The organism is Wolbachia endosymbiont (group A) of Therophilus tumidulus (genome assembly GCF_964277345.1).
Taxonomy (GTDB): Bacteria; Pseudomonadota; Alphaproteobacteria; order Rickettsiales; family Anaplasmataceae; genus Wolbachia; species Wolbachia pipientis.
In genome coordinates, this window is sequence record NZ_OZ195515.1 from 298,243 (window position 1) to 317,781 (window position 19,539).

Below are 19,539 nucleotides of genomic sequence, written 5' to 3' on the forward strand. Positions count from 1 at the left end.
CATGAAGATAAGCTCGTCATCCCGCTGCTTGTTAGCGGGATCTCTTGTTAGCGCCGCGGCGGTATGACGGTTCGTGGCGGCATGAAGATAAGCTCGTCATCCCGCTGCTTGTTAGCGGGATCTCTTGTTAGCGCCGCGGCGGTATGACGGTTCGTGGCGGCATGAAGATAAGCTCGTCATCCCGCTACTTGTTAGCGGGATCTGGAGATACCGTGACGGTATGATGAGGGAGAACAGTTAGCGGATGAGATACCGCGAATGAATCGTGGTATGACGGTTCGCGGTGGCATGATGTAGGACTGCTGTGACACCATTATAGAGTGAACCAGTGTCAGCTACTTGCATAGAAAATGTTTATGACTAATTTTTAGATCAAACATGGAATTTCGACAAACTTAACTTTTTTGTGAGATGGTTCAGCAATAATAAATAAATTGAGAGGAAAGGTTACGGCAATGGAAAAGAAAAAGTTTTTTGAAATAATAAATGAGGTAAGCAAGAGTGAAGGTTTAAATGAGAATAATTTACTTGAAAGAATAGGGAATAAGCTAAAAGGTGCAGACTCAATAGTATATAGCACTTATAACAATTTGAAGATAGATAAGATGTTCAGTATATTAGATTCAGACAAAATTGTAAATTATATGTTGGTACATCTTGCTGTGGAATGTAACAGTGTACCAATAGTAAAACTCCTACTAGCAAAGGAAGCAAAAGTTAATGAACCAATATATGAACTTGATGAAGCTAAGTCTAAGCTAACTGCTTTGCACATTGCTGCTTTGCATGGTCATCAAGAGATAGTTCAGCTTTTATTGAATAATGACGCAAATCCTTTACTAAAAGATAGTCAAGGCCGAACTCCAAGGGATATTGTCGGCGATGTAGAAGGTAAAAAGGCTATAATAAAAATGTTAGAGGAAGGAGAACAACGTTATGCTGAGACAAGAGCTACGAGAAGACAACCTTATAGACAAGGCACTTTACTGCAGCCTAATAATAAAACTCCAGGAAATTTAGCTTTGAACGGAAATAACGTAACTGCTGCAGTACAAGCATGGGGTGCAAAACATCAGGAAGAGAATAGTAGAATTACACCAAACAACAAAAAAGTCTATGTACAAGATGAGGATGAACAGACTTCTTCAAACTCAATCGTTAATGAAAACAATACAGACAAAGTAGATGATACATTAGAAAAAGAACAGGCTATAAGAGAAAGAGATGCTATGGCGCAAAAGTTGCAAGAGGCAGAACAAAGACTTGCCAATAATCAGAAGCGCATAGAACATAATGACTTGCACAGTCAACATCCAGAGCAGTATACTACATATAATGGGGAACAGACCTTTTTAAATAAAAGTAATAGTGGCGATAGTGGAATATATTTTGATGCAGATGAATCTGAAGCTTTAGGCCAATCTATATTAGAAAATGGAGAAGATATTAATGCACAAGATAAAGATGGCGTGATCCATTTACATTGGGCTATTGCAGATAACAATAAAGAATCAGTGGAACTTTTGGTAAAATGTGGAGCAAAAGTTGATGTACAGGATAAAGATGGACTGACCCCTTTACATTATGCTGCTGCATATGGTTGTGTAGAGATTGCAGAATATCTAGTAGAAGGTGGAGCAAATGTTAATGCACAAGATAAAGTTGAGCATACTCCCTTATATTATGCTCTTGCAAATGACAATAAAAAATTAGCAAAGCTTTTGATAAAGCATGGAGCAGATCGCTCATTGATAAAGGATGAAGACCTAATAGATAGACTAAACAGTATGTGTGATCAGCCATCTGAGGTTGTACCTAGTACCTTTTCTCATTCCAAAACACACAACGCAACGGAAACTCCAGAAAAAGCAGAAAAGGTTGAAAAACGTAAAGCTAAGTTAAGAGAATTACGTACTCAGCTAAAGGATGAGCAGAAAAAGAATGAATTGCTAAAACAAAAAATACAAGATCTAGAAAGTAAAAACACAACGCTTAATAGTGAATTAGAAAAAACAAAAACTAAAACAGACGAAGTACCATTAGAAAAAGCGCAAAAGGAACTAACAGAATTGAAAAGTTATATCACTGGACATGGAGCTAGGCTGGACACACTGGAGAAACTCAATGAAGAGAATGAATCACTAAGACAAGAAATAAAAAATCTAAAAAATGAAAACACAACACTTAAGGGTGAATTAGAAAAAACAAAAACTAAAAAAAACGAAGTACCATTAGAAAAAGCGCAAAAGGAACTAACAGAATTGAGAAATTGTGTCACTGAACATGAGACTAAATTGGAAGCACTGGAGAAACTCAATGAAGAGAATGAATCACTAGAACAAAAAATACAAGATCTAGAAAGTAAAAATACAACACTTAATAGCGAATTAGAAGAAAACGAAAATAAGCATTCTAAAACAAAAGTGTTGTTAGAAAAAGCGCAAAAGGAACTAGCAGAATCAAAAAGTTGCATAGTTGGACATGAGACTAAGTTGAAAGAATTCAATAAAGAGAATGAATCACTAACACAAAAAATAAGAAGTCTGGAGAATGAAAACACACCACTTGATGGTGAACTGGGCAAAACTAAAACAAATGAAGTGTCACTAGAAAAAGTAGGAAAAAGACAATTTTCCCCAAAAGTTGCCTATGCGAGCCTTGCAGCTATGTTAGCAGTAGGTGCTGCTCTTAGTATTGCTTCCGGATTGTCTGCTCTATTAATAGTTGCAGCTTCTGTGGTATCTGCACTGATAGCCGGTGGCATTACATACACAATATCAAAACCCATCGCTCCTGACACTGAATTGAAAGAAGTGAATATTCAAGATTCAGCACAACGGTGTTTGTAAAATTTAATTTGTACACTTGCTATAGATTCCAGCGCGTGACGCTGGAATGTAGTAAAAAGTATTTGTAAGTTACACAGTAGTGTGAATTTTTTACTTCGGTAGTTTTTCATTGTCATTATAATCATAATAATAGTTGAGTTTAATTGATATGAAAACTTTTACGAAAAATTTTAAAAATAACGAAAAAAAGCTAGAGGAGTTTAATAAGGAAATTGAAGATATAACAACTATAGCTCAAGATAAATTTGCACATGAACTTGAAAATATCGCATATGACAGTGTGCAAAAATTTCGCAGTCTGCTTGCTAAAGAGTTAAACTCCACCTTCAATAATATTCATTCTCAAAATGTCAATCTACTAAAATCCAGCCTAGTTGAATATGCTATAAGTTCAAATTTTATCAACAAAAAAGGAGAAACAGCTTTAATACGTTCTCTTCTTAATATATTCATACGATAAAGCACTCAGAGTTGTTGCTGCGCCAATTTAACTTAATGTTGCATGCAAGCTGCATAGCTAAAGTAAGTAAGATTTGCCCCACGCTGTCACGAGGTAAACCTTACTTATTCTAGCTATATCAAAAAGGAGGGTTATTATGTCAATAAGATCTACTTCACCAAGAATATCTGTGCAACGTAAATCTAAGCCTGAATCTTTTCCAGTTACTTTAGAAGAGGTTAAATCTTTTTTACGCATTGAGAACGACCAGGATGATAAGTTGATTTCAGATCTAATTTTTATGGCAACTGATTACGCTGAATGGCATATGGAAAAGTCACTGGTGAAACAAACATGGCAAGTTTCATATGAAGATTATGTACCTCGTAGGATCTATTTAAGCTATGGCCCTGTGAGTAAGATAGTATTGGCTACTGCAATGATGTCTAAAAATCAAGAGAAGAGTACACTTAAGTATTATTTTAGTGATGTAGGGGGCTACGTTGAGTTTTTCAATTGTTTGAATGCAATAAGAGTTGATGTTGTATACGAAGCTGGTTATGACAATGTTCCTGAGCAGATAAAACTAGGTATTATGCGGCATGTTTCTGCTCTTTACAAAAATCGTGAATCGGAGGTAAGTAGCCATTTATCTGAAGTGAAGAAGGTATATTCTCCATTTCGCGAACCAAAGGTTGTTTTGTAGCTCTTTCTGGTCATTCAAACTGGGCTACTACGTCATACCGTCACGGATAGATCCCGCTAACAAGCAGCGGGATGACGAGGTATAAACCTTATCGTCATACCGCGATTCATTAGACCTCTTTCGAAACTCATATAGACAGCTCAAAATTGTGAATTCCTGCTATTAAATTGAATCTCAAGCCAAAACGTTTTCTCCGATTGCGGTATCTGTCTGCAATAATTTTGAATCTTTTTAACAGACCAATTACATTCTCAACTACTACTCTTTTGCTTGCTAGCTCCCGATTTTCTACCTTTTTTTCCTTAATTAAGGGACTCTTTTTCATCCTTCTGTGTGGCAACTCGACATTTTTGTGAATTTTCTGAAAACCTCTATAGCCAGCATCGGCTAAAACTTTTATACCTTCTGATACATGCACTTTTGACTCCTTGAAAAGCCGAAAGTCATGCTTTCTCCCGTTTGAAAATGACGTACAAATAATTTTCTTGCTCTTCTTTTCTGCAATTATTTGTGTTTTTAGCGTATGTTTTTTCTTCTTTCCTGAATAAAATCTTTTCTGCTTTTTTTTGGTCTCTCTACAGGTGTTTCCGTTGCATCAATCACCAAAATCTCATATTTCACGTCGCTTTTTAGGAGTTCTTTTCGTCCTGGCAATGCGAAATCTTGGTGTTGTATTAGAGTATCCTCTACCCATTTTACAGTTTTATATGCCGTACTTTCACTTACTCCATAACTTTGACTTATGTGAAAATATGTACGGTATTCTCGTAAGTATTCTAATACCATGAGCAGCATATTCTCCTCGTTTAGCTTATTTTTCCTTCCTCCTTTGGCTTTCTTTTTTTTATTTTCTTCACATAAAATCCCTACCATTTTGTTAAATGTTGATCTCTTTACTCCTGTTAGTCGACGAAACTCCCCTTTATCGAGCTCTTTCACTATTTCATACTTCATTTCTCCTTACCTCAAAATTACTATTTTTACTGCTTTATCCTAGTTTCGAAAGAAGTCTATTCGCGGTATCTCTTAACATAGATCCCGCTAACAAGCAGCGGGATGACGAGTTTCTATATATCTTTCGAGGGTTAATTATGAAAAAAATTCAAGCTATAAACGAGTTGTACAGTAGCATTTATGAAGCACTAAAAGCAAACTCTGATTTAAGGAAATATGTTACTAACATTTATGACTACTTACCTAAACAGGTCACCATTCCTTACCTGAGATTGCGTGTAGTGAATTATAATAACCTGCATATGCTGTCCAATTTTGCTACAAAGGCAAGATTTTCATGCGACATATATACTTATCATATAGACAGTATGTTTGCCATTATAAGGCATATTAACTTGATACTTAAGAGCATTGAAGGTTTTAATAATGAGGCCATTTTAGAAAGTAATTGTGCTATGGATCAGCACGATGAAATTTTACATTCAACAATTAATTTTGATATTTTAATAAAAGGAGGTGATAATGAGCAAATTACAGCTAAAAATTAAAGATCATGACAATAATTTTATTGTGTTAAATAATATAAGAAACCTAAGGTTTACTTTGCGTAATAACAGAGAAGAGGTGAAAGATATTTCTTCTTTTGGCTGGAGGAAAGTGCTCGATTGTGCTGGAAGCAGACACATTACGATAAAAATTAATGGAATTTTAGACTCTGTATTAGCTGATGAATTATTACGTAATTCTGCTATGCTAAACTCTAATAATGATTATGAAATTAGTTTTAATGCTAAGGAAAAGATAAGGCTTAGGTGTTCAGTTGAATTGTATGAGAGGTATTATGATCCTGTTACTTTTGACAGCTTTACTGTAGTTTTAACTAGTGCTGAAGTTGTAAACGCTTTTCATTAATGTTAATTTAATTTTTTCATATACAATAGTAACTGGTGAGAATTTTAACTAAATTAAAAAAAATCATGAACGACAAAGACCTTTTCGAGGAAGACGGTGATGATATTGAAGAAAATAACGATGATAAAAGAGAGAAAAGTTTAGAAAATGAAAATCAGCAAAATCAAGAAGAACAACACAAAGAGGAAGATAAGCAATACATAATACAGTATATTCAAGACTATTTGAAAGTTTTTGAGGATATTCTAAATCAGATCGACGAAGGAATTGATAATTCGGATAGTTACGAAAGGACTATGCAAATAAAGCGAAGCATAGACAGGCTCATAGAGACTTTATATAGTCAGGCTGCGTCCGAAGATATTGATGCAGAATTTGAAACTACCAAACACACTCGCGATAAATCAGAATCTATGAAAAGAGTTAGAGAGAAGAGAAGAAAGCAAGTGATAGAAGAAGTATTAAGTAGCATGTTTGCCCAGCAACAAAAGGAGCTAATGAACGCTAAACACTTAAGTCATGGACATGAAACAGCAAAAGATGGGGATGTCCACGAAGCAAAGGAAAAAGTGAAGTCTTCAATCAGGGGAGTGTTGTTTTCGGTGATTGCTCATAGGATGGATCCAAGAAGGAGGGCAGGGGAAACTGCTGACGGTAACGAAAAGCAAGCTCATATATATGGCAGGGAAGCAGTTGGTGGAGCTTTAGGTGCATTGTTAAAAACGTTTTTAACAGCAGTTATTGCCGTTGTGCGTGAAATTGCTAAGCCACTTCAGAAACCGGAAACATCTTTTGCAAAACAAGTTGAAGAAAGCAGAAACGCAGATTCACAAAAGGGTCGATCTGTGTAGATTTCTCCTTGTAATAATCTTTCGATTCTACTGTCTGTTAATTCAAATTAGGGTTATAAAATTTTAGAAGCCAGCTCTTATATAACCAATTTATAGCAAGAAATTACGATACAAAAATCAGCGTCCGTTAGAAAATAAACATAACACAGGGTGATAGAGTTGCCCCTATCCATAAGCGTCAGTTAAGCTCAAAATTGTAAGCTTAAAATATGGTTGAATAATTATTAATAATAGTATATAATTATTAACGTTTTTCAGGCATTTTTGTTATGGGTGCGCCAAGTAAGCGTTTAGAATACAGTTGGTGAAAATCCAACTTAGGCAAAGTCTAGCCAACAGCCTAGAACAGACCATTATGCTGCGTGAGGTAACGAGCGTAGTAAAGCTAATGGAATGGACAATATAGGGTGCAATGAAAATTGACCTTACCCAGAAAAAGTGGAGAGAAAGTTTGGAATGTTTTTTACAAAAAGAATGATGCATCAAATTGTTCTGGAATGCAATAGTTAATAGTGACGTTGTTTGTTATAAAAAATTTCTATGTATTCAAATATTGCAGTTCTAGTTTGTTGAGCAGAGTGTTGTGAAGTATCAATAAGTATTTCTCTTTTCAATGAGCTAAAGAAGCTTTCTGCAACAGAATTGTCGTAACAACAGCCTTTATTACTCATCTATATTCTTTACAGCTAAGAGATATTGATACCCTTGCGCAGTATATTGTGAACCTTGGTCACTGTGCAGCAGTAGATTTTTAACAGGTTTACGCCTATTAGAGGTTGTCCGGAAACAAGTAAAAGGCTATAATATCTGAAATTTTAGTACGGGGTAAAGATGAGAAAAAAGTATCCAACAGATCTAAGCGAAAGGGAATGGGCAAGAATAGAAAAACACTTCAGAGTATCATACAAGAAAGGAGGAAGGCCGCCAAAGTATAGCAAAAAAGAAATATTAGAAGCAATTTTCTATGTATTGCGTACAGGGTGTCAATGGCGGTATTTACCAAATGATTTTCCGCTATGGAAGACTGTGTATGAGCAGTTCAGGCAATGGAAGAAGCAGGGAATTTTTGAGAAAATGAATTATGAAATTACAAAATATAGTAGAAGAAAAATAGGAAGGAATGAGCAGCCGAGTGCCTGTATAGTAGATAGTCAATCTGTAAAGACTACAGAAAAGGGGGGATCAAAGGCTATGATGGAAGTAAAAAAGTAAAGGGTAGAAAAAGGCATATAATTACAGACACTCAGGGTTTTATACTAGGTTGTTACGTAGGCGCTGCTAACGAAAATGATAGAGATGGTATTAAAATAGCATTAAACAATATGAGAACAAAATATACTAAAGTTAAAAAAATGTGGGCTGACATGGGATACCAAGGAAGAAATTTAAAGAATCACATAAAGGAAGAATATGACATAGATATTGAAATTGTTAAAAGGCCTCCATGTAGATTTTGGGTGCACAAAGATACGCCACCTGAGCTACTACCAACAAGAGAACAAGGGTTTAAAGTACAGCCAAGAAGATGGGTTGTAGAAAGGACTTTTGCTTGGGTTAATAGGAATAGAAGGCTATCGAAGGAGTATGATTTACTCACAACATCCACTGAGAATTTCATATACCTAGCTATGAGTAGGGTTATGTTAAAGAGGGAATATGCTTGAATTTACTAGTTTCCGGACAACCTCTATAGTATTTTCTAAAATGAATGATAAATTTCCATTATGGTATTACCAACCAAAAGTTGTAAGTCTGTATATTTATGCATTAAAGGTCTGAGGCGGCTTTTGATGGTATTCCAACAATGCTCTATAGGGTTCAAATCTGGTGAATATGTTGGTAGATAGAGCAAACGGCATCTAGCATTATCTATTAACTCCTTTGTTTTGGGAGTTTTATGGAATGTGGCATTGTCCATAACTATTGTAGTACCATGTGGCAATTTAGGTAATAACATCTTCTCTAACCATGTATTGAATACCTCTTTGTCACACCCACCTTTGAAAGTCATTGGTGCAATAAATCTCTTTCCAATCCACCCGCCTATTATACTGATTCTCTCTCGTTTTCTTCCTGGAATATCTGCATAAATTTTCTTTCCTATTGGAGCACGTCCATACTCTCGGTATAACCTATTATCAACTCCTGCTTCATCTATATATAAGATGCTGGAATGGTCTATTTTTGAGATTTTATCGGTAAATCGCTGCCTATCTTCTTGATTGCGCTCTTGATATAGTGTAACTTTTTTTTAAAGTAATTCTTAGCTGTTTCAGCCTATACCAAATTGAATTTATTCCAAATCCAAGATTTTGTTTCATCTCTGCCAGCGTATGATCTGGATTCTTTTTAACATATTCTTCGAGTATTTTTGGGTCTATTTTTCGAATAAAGCTGCCGTTTTTCGATGGCCTTAGGCTTTCACCAGCGGCTTTCTTTCTTAACCAGCGGTACAGAGTTGCTATTCCTATCTCCAAAAGCTCTGCCACCTCAACCTTTGACTTCCCTTTTTCTATCATCGATACTGCCCTTTCCCTTAAATCCACACTATACGCCATTATAACTCAAATAGCTTATTATACCTTTATCATTTACTTTGGGAAGTACTATATGAGGTTGTCCGGAAACTAGTAAATTCAAGCATATTCCCTCTTTAACATAACCCTACTCATAGCTAGGTATATGAAATTCTCAGTGGATGTTGTGAGTAAATCATACTCCTTCGATAGCCTTCTATTCCTATTAACCCAAGCAAAAGTCCTTTCTACAACCCATCTTCTTGGCTGTACTTTAAACCCTTGTTCTCTTGTTGGTAGTAGCTCAGGTGGCGTATCTTTGTGCACCCAAAATCTACATGGAGGCCTTTTAACAATTTCAATATCTATGTCATATTCTTCCTTTATGTGATTCTTTAAATTTCTTCCTTGGTATCCCATGTCAGCCCACATTTTTTTAACTTTAGTATATTTTGTTCTCATATTGTTTAATGCTATTTTAATACCATCTCTATCATTTTCGTTAGCAGCGCCTACGTAACAACCTAGTATAAAACCCTGAGTGTCTGTAATTATATGCCTTTTTCTACCCTTTACTTTTTTACTTCCATCATAGCCTTTGATCCCCCCTTTTCTGTAGTCTTTACAGATTGACTATCTACTATACAGGCACTCGGCTGCTCATTCCTTCCTATTTTTCTTCTACTATATTTTGTAATTTCATAATTCATTTTCTCAAAAATTCCCTGCTTCTTCCATTGCCTGAACTGCTCATACACAGTCTTCCATAGCGGAAAATCATTTGGTAAATACCGCCATTGACACCCTGTACGCAATACATAGAAAATTGCTTCTAATATTTCTTTTTTGCTATACTTTGGCGGCCTTCCTCCTTTCTTGTATGATACTCTGAAGTGTTTTTCTATTCTTGCCCATTCCCTTTCGCTTAGATCTGTTGGATACTTTTTTCTCATCTTTACCCCGTACTAAAATTTCAGATATTATAGCCTTTTACTTGTTTCCGGACAACCTCTAATGGCCATTAATAAAGAGTTCATAACCAATTGTTTATTTATTGCACTACTCATTAACTACCATACGTGAGAATTATTGCTGCCAAATATAGCCATCCCTCCTTGGTTTTGATGTAAGTAATCCCATACTTTATTTGGTTGATCAACAATAAAGTTTTGATCTAGTATATTGGGAGCTACAGCTCTATTATCTGTTTGTTGTTTTTTAATTTTAAACTTTCTTCTCAGTATAGCCCTGATGTCATTTTTCTGCATAATACTTTGCACCGTTTTCAAATTGCAACTTTTACCCAAAGCCTTCAATTCAGCATGAATTTTAGGAGCTCCATATCTACATTTAGAAACTTGATATATTTTTTGAATAGCTTCGAGTAGCTCTTTATTTGCTGATTCTCTACTGCTTATTTTTCTTGTGGTCCACTTATAGTAGCCACTAGCAGAAAATCCTACATAATTCCTGTACTTTATAGCAGTTACTATATAAAAAAATATTTTACTCTTTTTGACTGGCCAGGGCTTTTTTTTAAATGTCTCTTTCCCTTGTTACTCTTGCTTTGTAAATCAAACCTCTCTTTGTCGTAAGGAGCCATGTTACCTCTACCTGGAAATGCATTTGCCGCTGACTTTTTTTCGTTATATTTCTTCATCCATTTTCCTAATAAACCACCCTTTATTCCTAAATCTCTTGCTATTTTTGTAATTGTTTGACCTGCCTTTCTTTGTTCATTTGCCAGTTTAACAGCTTCCAATTTGAATTCTGCCGTATATTCTCTTACCATTTCTAATCCTCCAAAATTTTATTTTACCCAAAAAAACTCTTTTCTTTCTCTCCACTTTTTCTGGGTAAGGTCAGTCTTTAGGCACCCAAACAAAGGGAAATGCTGGATAAAAAGAAAATACTTTAAAAAGTATAATAACGATAACTGGCGTTTTATGACAAGTAACAAGATACATTTTATTATACACAGCGATCATGTTATTAAACGACATATCAAAGTGCAAAAAACCAGATCTCCATATGATGGTGATTGGGTTTATTGGGGTAAACGTCTGAGAAAAATACCAGATAAGCCATTAAGAGTAATAAAACTATTGAAGTTACAACAAAGTAAATGTGATAATTGTAGACTATGGTTTAAAAGTGATGATACAATAGAAATACATCACAAAGACCGGAATAGACGAAACAACATGATCAAAAACTTATCTTTGTTACATGGACATTGTCACGATGAATTACACAGGAGGTGTGCATGAAAAGCTCCAAATTGGAGAGAAGCCGTATGAGGCGCAAAGTCTCACGTACGGTTTTGAAGTCGAGTGAGGAGGGGCGACCTTCTTCACTTAGACAACAATATGCAGATGAAACTACGGAAGAAGACTTAAGGAAAATAGCAGAAAAAGCACCAATAATAAAGTTAGCCTACGATGAATTAGACAGGTTTAGCTGGAATGAAAAAGATTTAGTAGCATATGAAGAAAGAATAATGGATCTGCGGAAAGAAGAAGGCATCCTCGCTAAAAAACTTGATGAGGGAAAGATTGAAGGAAAGATTGAAGTAGCAAAAAACCTACTTAAGGCTGACATCTCTATTGATATTATCTCTCAGACAACCGGCCTTCCTCAAGCTGAGATTAAACGACTTCAGGAAGAAATCACCTAAAAGGCTAATGATCAACGAAAAAATTGTAAGAGAGAACTTAAAAAAAGTCATAGAGCAAAAAAGCGGTAAAGATGTGATCGCTCTTGGCATAATATCCTCAATTATTATTAAAGGTCAAGATGTTGGTTTTGTGCTTGAAGTTGCCGGTAACACGCAAGCAAATGAAGAATTAAGAAGAAATTGTGAGCAAGCTGTTAAAGCTATACCGGGGGTGACAAAAGTGACCGTGGTTGCTACTTGTCAAAAACAAACTGGGCAACAAAAAGCTAAATTACATATCGAAGGAGTGAAAAATATAATCGTTGTGGCCTCTGGTAAAGGCGGTGTGGGCAAGTCCACAGTTGCGCTAAATCTTGCTCTCTCATTAGCAAAGTTAAAACACAAAGTTGCGCTGGTTGATGCAGATATATATGGTCCTTCAATTCCTAAAATGCTTGGCGCTGAAAAATTAAAGCCAGAAATACAGGATAGTAAAGCAATGCCTATAGAAAAGTATGGACTGCATACTATTTCAATTGGCTATTTTATCGATAAAGATCGTGCAGCAATATGGCGCGGACCTATGATTACAAAAGCACTTTATAGTCTGCTAATGGGAACAAAATGGTCCGATATAGAGTATTTGATAATTGATACACCACCTGGAACTGGCGATGTGCATTTAAGTCTTATGGAAAATTTTAACTTAACTGGGGCGATAATAGTTTCAACTCCACAGGAGCTCTCTTTAATCGATGCTCGCAAAATTTATGATATGTTTACAAAGCTCAGCGTACCGGTTATTGGCATTGTAGAAAATATGAGTTATTTCATTCAAAGCGGCTCAAAAATATACATATTTGGAAAAGACGGTGCAAAAAAAATGTCTGAGGAGCTGGGCATCAAACTTCTAGGCAGAGTTCCTCTAGATCCACAAATATGCCATGCTTCTGATTGCGGAAATCCTTTAATGTTAAGTGAGGATTTGGCAGAGATTTATGAAGACATTGCTCAAAGTATAGTTAAACAATAGAATAAGCGTGAGAAACATGCGAATCAAAGTCCTCTTTTGTTAGTTACAAAATAGACTGCTTGCATAACCATTATTTACATGAAAAATTAGCAGCTTTTGTCATTCCAGCGCGTGACGCTGGAATCCAGAAAAAAAGAAGAATGGATCCCAGTGGGCTTTGTTGCATCGCTCTTCGGATAGTAGGTAACGCACAATAAATTTATGAAGCTATCTCAAATTTAGCCATACCAATATCAGTAGACTTCTTTCGAAACTAGGATAAAGCAGTAAAAATAGTAATTTTGAGGTAAGGAGAAATGAAGTATGAAATAGTGAAAGAGCTCGATAAAGGGGAGTTTCGTCGACTAACAGGAGTAAAGAGATCAACATTTAACAAAATGGTAGGGATTTTATGTGAAGAAAATAAAAAAAAGAAAGCCAAAGGAGGAAGGAAAAATAAGCTAAACGAGGAGAATATGCTGCTCATGGTATTAGAATACTTACGAGAATACCGTACATATTTTCACATAAGTCAAAGTTATGGAGTAAGTGAAAGTACGGCATATAAAACTGTAAAATGGGTAGAGGATACTCTAATACAACACCAAGATTTCGCATTGCCAGGACGAAAAGAACTCCTAAAAAGCGACGTGAAATATGAGATTTTGGTGATTGATGCAACGGAAACACCTGTAGAGAGACCAAAAAAAAGCAGAAAAGATTTTATTCAGGAAAGAAGAAAAAACATACGCTAAAAACACAAATAATTGCAGAAAAGAAGAGCAAGAAAATTATTTGTACGTCATTTTCAAACGGGAGAAAGCATGACTTTCGGCTTTTCAAGGAGTCAAAAGTGCATGTATCAGAAGGTATAAAAGTTTTAGCCGATGCTGGCTATAGAGGTTTTCAGAAAATTCACAAAAATGTCGAGTTGCCACACAGAAGGATGAAAAAGAGTCCCTTAATTAAGGAAAAAAAGGTAGAAAATCGGGAGCTAGCAAGCAAAAGAGTAGTAGTTGAGAATGTAATTGGTCTGTTAAAAAGATTCAAAATTATTGCAGACAGATACCGCAATCGGAGAAAACGTTTTGGCTTGAGATTCAATTTAATAGCAGGAATTCACAATTTTGAGCTGTCTATATGAGTTTCGAAAGAGGTCTAGTGAACTTATTGAGCAAATAGTATTTAACAAGTAGTTCCTTCTCTCTATTTGTCTCAGATTTATTCCTAAAACTAAACCCGAATGTTTGTTTCAGTCGCGAGAAAAAACCTTCTATATAAGATCTTTTTCCATAACTCATCTCTTTTTTCCACTTCTTTATACTATCTTCATCATATGACTTTATGAGCTTGACTGCAGAATTTCTCTCAGCCATATAGTCTAACTTTGGATGCTCTGCTGCGTTGTTTTTCGGAGGAATTTTCGTTTTTATACCATATTGATTACACAGCTTATAGAGCTTTTCTCTGTCATATGCCCTATCTGCATATAGTACTTTTATGACATACTGAAAATCGACTTCTTTTAGCAAATCACAAGCTCCATAGTGATCAGCCGTTACTGTATTTTACAGCTATGGCTTTTTTGCTGTTTGTATTCAACATTACATGCAATTTTCTTGTCTGTTCATAGCTGCGATACTTTCTATCTTCGCTATTTTCTTTGCTATGACCAGGAGTGTTGTTGTATATACTAATTCCTGTACTGTCTATAGCAATTTCGATATCTTCCATATTATTTTCTGCAATCATTGATCTTAATATTGAGTTTCTTAAACCTTCTTGATGATTGTGAATAGCTGATAACTTGCAAATTTTTCCCAATTTGCTCAAGGTATCCTGCTATAAACCCAACTGTTTGCCTCAGGCCTATTCTAAATAAACAAGTTATTATGTGCACCAAAATTACAATTTTATCGCTATAAATATTGTTGCCACCTGGTATTTTTGGACCATTCTCGTACCACTTTTCTATGGCTTCGTTGATATAATGAAAAATATTTCCTCTTTTTTCTAGAAATTTGTTATATTCGCTATGGTTACTGACCCTCATTTTTTGTGGCATATTTTTTCTTTCAAGGTTAAATGGCTATTTTATAATGAATTTTGTCAGTAGCCACCAGATTTTTTCAGTTGCTATGCAACAAAGCCATCCCAGTGTCAAGCACTGGGATGACACCTTTATGTTTGAGGCAAAACCGGCCATAGCATTTAACACACTGCCTTCGCAAAATGTTCGTACAGTTGTTCGTTACGTGCTGGAATGACAAGGTGGAGTGTCTTTAGATGTCATCCAAGTAGCTGACACTGGGATCTAAAAAATTTAATTTATATATAAAGTTTGTTTAAACTATTTTCAAAACAGATAAAATATAATTTTACAATTAGCGTAAATAAAATGAATTATGATGTAATCATTTCAGGTGGTGGGTTACTTGGTCTTATTACTGCCATTGGCCTCAGTTGTGACTCTGTGTCTGTAGCTGTGATTGAAAAAAATAGTCTACCACGTGTAGTAGATGACAACCGAGCATTTGCTATTTCTCAAGGTTCGAAAAAAATATTGGAAAAATTAGGGATTTGGCAGTTTATAGAAAGCGAAGCTGAGCCAATACTTGATATATGCATATTAGATGCGGTTACTGTGCATTACAATCATAAAATGGTTGGTGAAGAACCAATGGGTTATGTTATTAACAATGCCACTATATGGAATGCAATCAACAATAATTTTTTGAATAAACTAAATATATACTCTCCACATTCCTATAAAACAATTGCTTGTGATTCAGGATATGTGGAAGTTATTCTTGATAATAACCAGGAATTAATATCATCGCTACTTATCTGCGCTGAAGGCAAGAACTCTAAACTACCAGAGTTATTTTCTATACCGACAGCGAAATTTGATTATAAACAAAGTAGCATAGTATTTAATGTAAAGCATGAACTGCATCACCAAAACTTAGCTGTAGAGCGTTTTTTTCCTGGCGGTCCATTTGCAATTCTACCGATAAAGGATGGCTATACTTCTTCGATAGTTTGGACAGAAAAATCTGGAATTTCAAAAATGCTAATGGATCTGTCTGAAGAAGAATTTATTATAGAGCTTAAAAAAAGATTTGGTTCTTATTTAGGAAAGATAAAACTAGAGGGTGAAAGAAAACTTTATCCTTTAAGTTTTGTTTTCGCAAAAAAGTTATATAAGGGTAGAGTTTTGCTTATCGGCGATGCAGCACATTCAATTCATCCAGTTGCAGGTCAAGGGCTTAATCTTGGAATTAGAGATGTAGAAAGTATTATAAAGCACGTAGTTGCCGCAAAAGCATCTGGTATTGATGTTGGCAGTAGTTATTTATTAAAGAAAATTTCACGTAACAGATACTTTGATAATTTTACAATGGCGCTTGCAACTGATGGATTAAATAGGATGTTTTCCAACAGAATATTCTGCGCTAAAGCACTAAGAAATCTTGGCTTGATTGCAGTTGAAAATTCAAATTTCCTCAAAAAACGCTTCATTCGGCATGCTATGGGATTTATATAAATCACTATTTTATAGCTAATGCAAGTCAGGTTTCCCACGGCATACCGCCGCGGTATCTTGGCCGCTAACACGTAGCGGGATGACGAATGTATCTGTTCAGCAGTTGTGTTAAAAGTCAATAGAAAAATTGATGTAGCTGTGGATAAGTACTTTTATCTGTATAAACGTGCTTATCCACAGCTATACTGGCTCTTAGATAGAAACAGACAGAGAGTTATATTCCTCAGTAAAAACCCTGTCATCTCTGACTAAAGAGTTAGCAAGAATAAGCAATTTCCTCATGGCAGCAGTGGAAGCAATTTTATATGGCTTTTTATATTGACTATATAATCTAGTAAAGAAAGGTTTGATATAGGAATTAGGGGGGGAGGGGGGGGGGATGTATGGTCCCAGAGTGTGATGGTATGATAAAATATGAGAAAACAATACCATCAAAGGAGGAATTATGGGACAAATATTACATGGGTGCGCCAAAACAACAGAGACAATTCGTAGAGCAATACAAAATAGTAAAGAGAGCATAGCAAAACTCTCCAGGTACTATAACCTTAATCCAAAAACTATCATTAAATGGAGAAAACGGTCTTTTGCCAAAGACGCTGATATGGGTCCGAAGCATGCAAGATCAACTGTTTTAACTTTAGAAGAGGAGGCTGTAATTGTTGCATTTCGTAAGCATACTCTATTGCCATTAGATGATTGTCTCTACGCTTTGCAAACCTCAATCCCACACTTGACTCGCTCTAGTCTACATCGTTGCTTACAGAGGCACAGCATTAGCAGACTACCAGATGTTGATGGCGAAGTTAAACCAAAAAAGAAATTCAAACAATATCCTATAGGCTATTTCCATATTGATATTGCAGAAGTCAGAACAGAAGAAGGAAAGTTATATTTGTTTGTTGCAATAGATAGAACATCCAAATTTACGTATGTTGAGTTGCATAAAAGTGCTACAAAACCTATAGCTGCTGAGTTTCTACGTAATTTGATTAAAATTTTACCATATAAAATCCACACTATTTTGACAGATAACAGTGTACAATTTACCAACCAAAAACGCCATAAATACGCTTTTCAACATATATTTGATAGAGCTTGTGAAGAAAATGACATTGAACACCGTCTAACAAAAGTTAGCCATCCTTGGACAAATGGGCAAGTTGAGCGTATGAACAAAACTTTAAAGAATGCCACTGTTAAGAAGTATTACTATCAGTCTCACCAGCAACTCAAAGAGCATCTTTATGACTTTGTTATGGCCTACAATTATGCTAAAAGACTCAAAACTCTTAAGGGTCTTACACCTTTTGAGTTTATATCTTTACAGTGGACAAAATCTCCTGAATTGTTCATACTAAATCCACACCATCACACTCTGGGACCATACACTTCCTGTGTTTCGTAATATTATACAATCAAATTGATAAAAGCTGTATTATCTCCTTGCAGCATTAAGTGTATATTTTTTGCTATTTTTTCCACTAAGGGAGTAACATTATCAAAATTTGAAAATTTTGATAACACATAATCTGCTAAGCTTCTTTGATCTTCAGGTCTACCCACTCCAAATCTCAAGCGCCAATAATCGTTGCCAATAAAACTATCTATGGATTTAAGTCCATTATGTCCAGCAGAGCTACCACCTTTCTTTATTTTTATTCTTCCAAGTTCCAAATCAGCGTCATCGTGTATGACAACAATATTATCTAGCGATAATTTGTAAAAATTTCGTATTTTTGCAACAGGGATGCCTGAATTATTCATAAATGAATAAGGCTTTATTAACATGATTTTATTATCATTAATTATGCCAGAGGTTATTAGATAATCGGCTTTTTTAGAGAACGACTGGAAATTCCAATATTTGCAAATTGTATCAACTACGATGAAGCCGATATTATGATAAGTTAACTCATATTGACCACCAGGGTTACCAAGCCCAACTATCAGGTGCACTATTCCTCTGTTTCTGCTTGAGGTTCTTCAACGTCACTATCGGCAGCAGAAATTGTAACAATGGTAAAATTTTCTTCTTCATGAGCTACAAACTTAACACCTTCTGGTAATTTTACATCATTAATATGTATAGACTGGCCAATCATTTTACCGGATAAATCAACTTCAATAACCTGAGGTATTTTATCAGGAGAGCATTTAACAGCAATAGAACGACACAAAACATTAAGCACTCCACCTAATTTGATTCCTGGAGCTTTACTTTCATTCACAAATGATAGAGGTATGTCTATTTTAATTTCACTGCCTTTATCAACAAACTGAAAATCAACATGTTGCACAGTATCCTTTACTACATGCAATTGGATATCGCGAACAAGAGCATATTCCTTTTTGCCCGAAATATTCAGCTCTATCAAATGTGCAGAAAGAGAGCCTGACTTATATTGCTTTGTGAATTCCTTTGCAGACAATGTCAAATTTACATTATCATGGCCCTTTCCATATATGATTCCAGGGATGTTTCCTTTCTTCCTTAGAGAATGCATCGCTTTTGTTTTTGTTATATCACGTAACTCTGCATTAATTGTTACTATTTCCTGTTGCGTCATCGGTTACTCCTATTCAGCTAATCCTTTTAATATAATTTAATAATAATATAACATAAAAATATTTATTTCAAACTTCATTCTTTCATACTAATTGTTTGTGAAAGGATTTATTTAGATATATATTTAAGCTTATTTAACAAGAACTATGGGCATTGACGATAAAGTAGTTTTTAGGATTTATAAACCAACAAGAACTGCAACACAATCTGGTTTAGGTAATACAAATTTCTGGCACCTAAAAATTGAATCTGGCTCTTACTACATTGAACCTTTGATGGGGTGGGTTGGCTCAAAAGATCCCAAAAAACAGATTGTATTAAAGTTTGATTCTCTTGAAAAAGCAGTATTCTACGCAAAAAAACGCAACGTTAAATACATAATTGAAATGCCAAAAAATGTTAAGAGGCTGCCAAAATCTTACGCAAGCAATTTCATACTAAAGTAAGTTGCACAACAAATGGTGTTATGCAAGTAGCTGACACTGCTCTCCTTTGTCATCCCAGTGCCCAGACACTGGGATCCAGGAA

26 protein-coding genes and 1 pseudogene are annotated in these 19,539 nt (G+C 35.3%); 14 read left to right on the forward strand and 13 right to left on the reverse strand.

Going from position 1 to position 19,539, the window contains the following annotated elements:
• Positions 1-455: 455 nt before the first annotated feature.
• From ACICQD_RS01560 to ACICQD_RS01570, 3 genes are all read left to right on the forward strand, one after another.
• Positions 456-2,849, forward strand: a complete 2,394-nt coding sequence (locus ACICQD_RS01560; protein WP_395461498.1) for an ankyrin repeat domain-containing protein — start codon at positions 456-458, stop codon at positions 2,847-2,849.
• A gap of 148 nt (positions 2,850-2,997) precedes the next feature.
• Positions 2,998-3,309: a hypothetical protein gene (locus ACICQD_RS01565; RefSeq protein ID WP_015588824.1), complete on the forward strand. Its 312-nt coding sequence runs from the start codon at positions 2,998-3,000 to the stop codon at positions 3,307-3,309.
• Positions 3,310-3,445: 136 nt separating this feature from the next.
• Positions 3,446-3,994, forward strand: coding sequence for a head-tail connector protein (locus ACICQD_RS01570; RefSeq protein ID WP_095742630.1), 549 nt, complete (start codon positions 3,446-3,448; stop codon positions 3,992-3,994).
• A gap of 127 nt (positions 3,995-4,121) precedes the next feature.
• Here the strand turns inward: ACICQD_RS01570 and ACICQD_RS01575 are convergent.
• Positions 4,122-4,948, reverse strand: a protein-coding gene (locus tag ACICQD_RS01575) for an IS5 family transposase (RefSeq protein WP_395461446.1) whose coding sequence is annotated in 2 segments (ribosomal slippage) — positions 4,122-4,561 and positions 4,561-4,948 — 828 coding nt in all. Because the reading frame shifts where the segments join, the coding sequence is not laid out codon by codon here.
• A gap of 137 nt (positions 4,949-5,085) precedes the next feature.
• Between ACICQD_RS01575 and ACICQD_RS01580 the strand changes: the two genes are divergently transcribed.
• The 3 genes from ACICQD_RS01580 (at position 5,086) to ACICQD_RS01590 (ending at position 6,711) form a co-directional block, all read left to right on the forward strand.
• Positions 5,086-5,496 carry a DUF3168 domain-containing protein gene (locus ACICQD_RS01580; protein WP_155968841.1) on the forward strand — a complete coding sequence of 137 codons (411 nt, stop codon included), beginning with the start codon at positions 5,086-5,088 and terminating at the stop codon, positions 5,494-5,496.
• Positions 5,471-5,860, forward strand: a complete 390-nt coding sequence (locus ACICQD_RS01585) for a phage tail tube protein (protein ID WP_209473189.1) — start codon at positions 5,471-5,473, stop codon at positions 5,858-5,860. The genes ACICQD_RS01580 and ACICQD_RS01585 overlap by 26 nt, the downstream gene beginning before the upstream one ends.
• 65 nt (positions 5,861-5,925) lie before the next feature.
• The gene (locus tag ACICQD_RS01590) at positions 5,926-6,711 is read left to right on the forward strand and encodes a hypothetical protein (RefSeq protein ID WP_182364772.1); all 786 of its coding nucleotides are present in this window, start codon (positions 5,926-5,928) and stop codon (positions 6,709-6,711) included.
• 506 nt (positions 6,712-7,217) lie between these two features.
• On the opposite strand, the gene ACICQD_RS01595 is transcribed toward ACICQD_RS01590, so the two are convergent.
• On the reverse strand, positions 7,218-7,382 hold the full coding sequence (locus ACICQD_RS01595; RefSeq protein WP_010082072.1) for an IS3 family transposase: 165 nt from the start codon (positions 7,380-7,382) through the stop codon (positions 7,218-7,220).
• Between the two features lie 160 nt (positions 7,383-7,542).
• Between ACICQD_RS01595 and ACICQD_RS01600 the strand changes: the two are divergent.
• Positions 7,543-8,375 (forward strand): annotated as a pseudogene (locus ACICQD_RS01600) (IS5 family transposase).
• A 35-nt stretch (positions 8,376-8,410) separates the two neighbouring features.
• Here ACICQD_RS01600 and ACICQD_RS01605 read toward each other — a convergent pair.
• The 5 genes from ACICQD_RS01605 to ACICQD_RS01625 form a co-directional block, all read right to left on the reverse strand.
• The gene (locus ACICQD_RS01605; protein ID WP_155968340.1) at positions 8,411-8,902 is read right to left on the reverse strand and encodes an IS630 family transposase; all 492 of its coding nucleotides are present in this window, start codon (positions 8,900-8,902) and stop codon (positions 8,411-8,413) included.
• A gap of 19 nt (positions 8,903-8,921) precedes the next feature.
• The gene (locus ACICQD_RS01610) at positions 8,922-9,269 is read right to left on the reverse strand and encodes an IS630 transposase-related protein (RefSeq protein WP_155968342.1); all 348 of its coding nucleotides are present in this window, start codon (positions 9,267-9,269) and stop codon (positions 8,922-8,924) included.
• Positions 9,270-9,347: 78 nt separating this feature from the next.
• A protein-coding gene (locus tag ACICQD_RS01615; RefSeq protein WP_209472412.1) for an IS5-like element ISWpi1 family transposase occupies positions 9,348-10,180 on the reverse strand; the annotation gives its coding sequence in 2 pieces (ribosomal slippage) (positions 9,348-9,811 and positions 9,811-10,180; 834 coding nt in all).
• A gap of 117 nt (positions 10,181-10,297) precedes the next feature.
• The gene (locus tag ACICQD_RS01620; RefSeq protein ID WP_144078574.1) at positions 10,298-10,732 is read right to left on the reverse strand and encodes an IS3 family transposase; all 435 of its coding nucleotides are present in this window, start codon (positions 10,730-10,732) and stop codon (positions 10,298-10,300) included.
• A complete protein-coding gene (locus ACICQD_RS01625) occupies positions 10,717-11,019 on the reverse strand; it encodes a transposase (protein WP_209472831.1) in 303 nt (100 codons plus the stop codon). Before ACICQD_RS01625 ends, ACICQD_RS01620 begins: the two co-directional genes overlap by 16 nt.
• A 154-nt stretch (positions 11,020-11,173) precedes the next feature.
• Between ACICQD_RS01625 and ACICQD_RS01630 the strand changes: the two genes are divergently transcribed.
• From ACICQD_RS01630 to ACICQD_RS01645, 4 genes are all read left to right on the forward strand, one after another.
• On the forward strand, positions 11,174-11,497 hold the full coding sequence (locus tag ACICQD_RS01630; protein WP_022626216.1) for an HNH endonuclease: 324 nt from the start codon (positions 11,174-11,176) through the stop codon (positions 11,495-11,497).
• The gene (locus ACICQD_RS01635; RefSeq protein WP_010082232.1) at positions 11,494-11,904 is read left to right on the forward strand and encodes a hypothetical protein; all 411 of its coding nucleotides are present in this window, start codon (positions 11,494-11,496) and stop codon (positions 11,902-11,904) included. The genes ACICQD_RS01630 and ACICQD_RS01635 overlap by 4 nt, the downstream gene beginning before the upstream one ends.
• Before the next feature lie 7 nt (positions 11,905-11,911).
• Positions 11,912-12,916, forward strand: a complete 1,005-nt coding sequence (locus ACICQD_RS01640) for an Mrp/NBP35 family ATP-binding protein (RefSeq protein ID WP_007548295.1) — start codon at positions 11,912-11,914, stop codon at positions 12,914-12,916.
• Positions 12,917-13,212: 296 nt separating this feature from the next.
• Positions 13,213-14,039, forward strand: a protein-coding gene (locus tag ACICQD_RS01645; RefSeq protein ID WP_395461446.1) for an IS5 family transposase whose coding sequence is annotated in 2 segments (ribosomal slippage) — positions 13,213-13,600 and positions 13,600-14,039 — 828 coding nt in all. Because the reading frame shifts where the segments join, the coding sequence is not laid out codon by codon here.
• On the opposite strand, the gene ACICQD_RS01650 is transcribed toward ACICQD_RS01645, so the two are convergent.
• From ACICQD_RS01650 to ACICQD_RS01665, 4 genes are read right to left on the reverse strand one after another with little or no spacing between them, the layout of a single operon-like run.
• Positions 14,032-14,427 carry a transposase gene (locus tag ACICQD_RS01650; protein WP_395461499.1) on the reverse strand — a complete coding sequence of 132 codons (396 nt, stop codon included), beginning with the start codon at positions 14,425-14,427 and terminating at the stop codon, positions 14,032-14,034. The genes ACICQD_RS01645 and ACICQD_RS01650 overlap by 8 nt on opposite strands.
• 19 nt (positions 14,428-14,446) lie before the next feature.
• Positions 14,447-14,629 carry a transposase gene (locus tag ACICQD_RS01655; protein ID WP_167347183.1) on the reverse strand — a complete coding sequence of 61 codons (183 nt, stop codon included), beginning with the start codon at positions 14,627-14,629 and terminating at the stop codon, positions 14,447-14,449.
• 1 nt (position 14,630) lies between these two features.
• Positions 14,631-14,960 (reverse strand): transposase, encoded by a 330-nt coding sequence (locus tag ACICQD_RS01660; RefSeq protein ID WP_264329437.1) that lies wholly within the window; start codon positions 14,958-14,960, stop codon positions 14,631-14,633.
• A gap of 24 nt (positions 14,961-14,984) precedes the next feature.
• Positions 14,985-15,113, reverse strand: a complete 129-nt coding sequence (locus ACICQD_RS01665; protein ID WP_256437790.1) for a hypothetical protein — start codon at positions 15,111-15,113, stop codon at positions 14,985-14,987.
• 180 nt (positions 15,114-15,293) lie between these two features.
• Here ACICQD_RS01665 and ubiH point away from each other — a divergent pair, with 180 nt between their 5' ends.
• Together ubiH and ACICQD_RS01675 are read left to right on the forward strand one after the other, a co-directional pair.
• Positions 15,294-16,442, forward strand: coding sequence for a 2-octaprenyl-6-methoxyphenyl hydroxylase (gene ubiH, locus ACICQD_RS01670; protein WP_209473195.1), 1,149 nt, complete (start codon positions 15,294-15,296; stop codon positions 16,440-16,442).
• Between the two features lie 445 nt (positions 16,443-16,887).
• On the forward strand, positions 16,888-17,850 hold the full coding sequence (locus ACICQD_RS01675) for an IS481-like element ISWpi4 family transposase (protein ID WP_006279689.1): 963 nt from the start codon (positions 16,888-16,890) through the stop codon (positions 17,848-17,850).
• A 2-nt stretch (positions 17,851-17,852) separates the two neighbouring features.
• Here ACICQD_RS01675 and pth read toward each other — a convergent pair whose 3' ends face one another.
• Both pth and ACICQD_RS01685 read right to left on the reverse strand, forming a co-directional pair.
• Entirely contained in the window at positions 17,853-18,401 is a 549-nt protein-coding gene (gene pth, locus ACICQD_RS01680) for an aminoacyl-tRNA hydrolase (RefSeq protein ID WP_065094970.1), read from the reverse strand.
• Positions 18,401-19,012: a 50S ribosomal protein L25/general stress protein Ctc gene (locus ACICQD_RS01685; protein ID WP_010962412.1), complete on the reverse strand. Its 612-nt coding sequence runs from the start codon at positions 19,010-19,012 to the stop codon at positions 18,401-18,403. Before ACICQD_RS01685 ends, pth begins: the two co-directional genes overlap by 1 nt.
• Before the next feature lie 145 nt (positions 19,013-19,157).
• On the opposite strand from ACICQD_RS01685, the gene ACICQD_RS01690 reads away from it, so the two are divergent.
• Positions 19,158-19,457 (forward strand): NADH dehydrogenase ubiquinone Fe-S protein 4, encoded by a 300-nt coding sequence (locus ACICQD_RS01690; protein ID WP_010962411.1) that lies wholly within the window; start codon positions 19,158-19,160, stop codon positions 19,455-19,457.
• The last annotated feature ends 82 nt before the right edge of the window (positions 19,458-19,539 follow it).

Coding starts and splice junctions, on each gene's coding strand:
- ACICQD_RS01560 (WP_395461498.1), top strand. CDS start 456: ATGGAAAAGAAAAAGTTTTTTGAAATAATAAATGAGGTAAGCAAGAGT.
- ACICQD_RS01630 (WP_022626216.1), top strand. CDS start 11,174: ATGACAAGTAACAAGATACATTTTATTATACACAGCGATCATGTTATT.
- ACICQD_RS01595 (WP_010082072.1), bottom strand. CDS start 7,382: ATGAGTAATAAAGGCTGTTGTTACGACAATTCTGTTGCAGAAAGCTTC.
- ACICQD_RS01640 (WP_007548295.1), top strand. CDS start 11,912: ATGATCAACGAAAAAATTGTAAGAGAGAACTTAAAAAAAGTCATAGAG.
- ACICQD_RS01660 (WP_264329437.1), bottom strand. CDS start 14,960: ATGCCACAAAAAATGAGGGTCAGTAACCATAGCGAATATAACAAATTT.
- ACICQD_RS01690 (WP_010962411.1), top strand. CDS start 19,158: ATGGGCATTGACGATAAAGTAGTTTTTAGGATTTATAAACCAACAAGA.
- ACICQD_RS01635 (WP_010082232.1), top strand. CDS start 11,494: ATGAAAAGCTCCAAATTGGAGAGAAGCCGTATGAGGCGCAAAGTCTCA.
- ACICQD_RS01580 (WP_155968841.1), top strand. CDS start 5,086: ATGAAAAAAATTCAAGCTATAAACGAGTTGTACAGTAGCATTTATGAA.
- ubiH (WP_209473195.1), top strand. CDS start 15,294: ATGAATTATGATGTAATCATTTCAGGTGGTGGGTTACTTGGTCTTATT.
- ACICQD_RS01590 (WP_182364772.1), top strand. CDS start 5,926: ATGAACGACAAAGACCTTTTCGAGGAAGACGGTGATGATATTGAAGAA.
- ACICQD_RS01585 (WP_209473189.1), top strand. CDS start 5,471: ATGAGCAAATTACAGCTAAAAATTAAAGATCATGACAATAATTTTATT.
- ACICQD_RS01685 (WP_010962412.1), bottom strand. CDS start 19,012: ATGACGCAACAGGAAATAGTAACAATTAATGCAGAGTTACGTGATATA.
- ACICQD_RS01610 (WP_155968342.1), bottom strand. CDS start 9,269: ATGGCGTATAGTGTGGATTTAAGGGAAAGGGCAGTATCGATGATAGAA.
- ACICQD_RS01570 (WP_095742630.1), top strand. CDS start 3,446: ATGTCAATAAGATCTACTTCACCAAGAATATCTGTGCAACGTAAATCT.
- ACICQD_RS01675 (WP_006279689.1), top strand. CDS start 16,888: ATGGGACAAATATTACATGGGTGCGCCAAAACAACAGAGACAATTCGT.
- ACICQD_RS01565 (WP_015588824.1), top strand. CDS start 2,998: ATGAAAACTTTTACGAAAAATTTTAAAAATAACGAAAAAAAGCTAGAG.
- ACICQD_RS01625 (WP_209472831.1), bottom strand. CDS start 11,019: ATGGTAAGAGAATATACGGCAGAATTCAAATTGGAAGCTGTTAAACTG.
- ACICQD_RS01655 (WP_167347183.1), bottom strand. CDS start 14,629: ATGGAAGATATCGAAATTGCTATAGACAGTACAGGAATTAGTATATAC.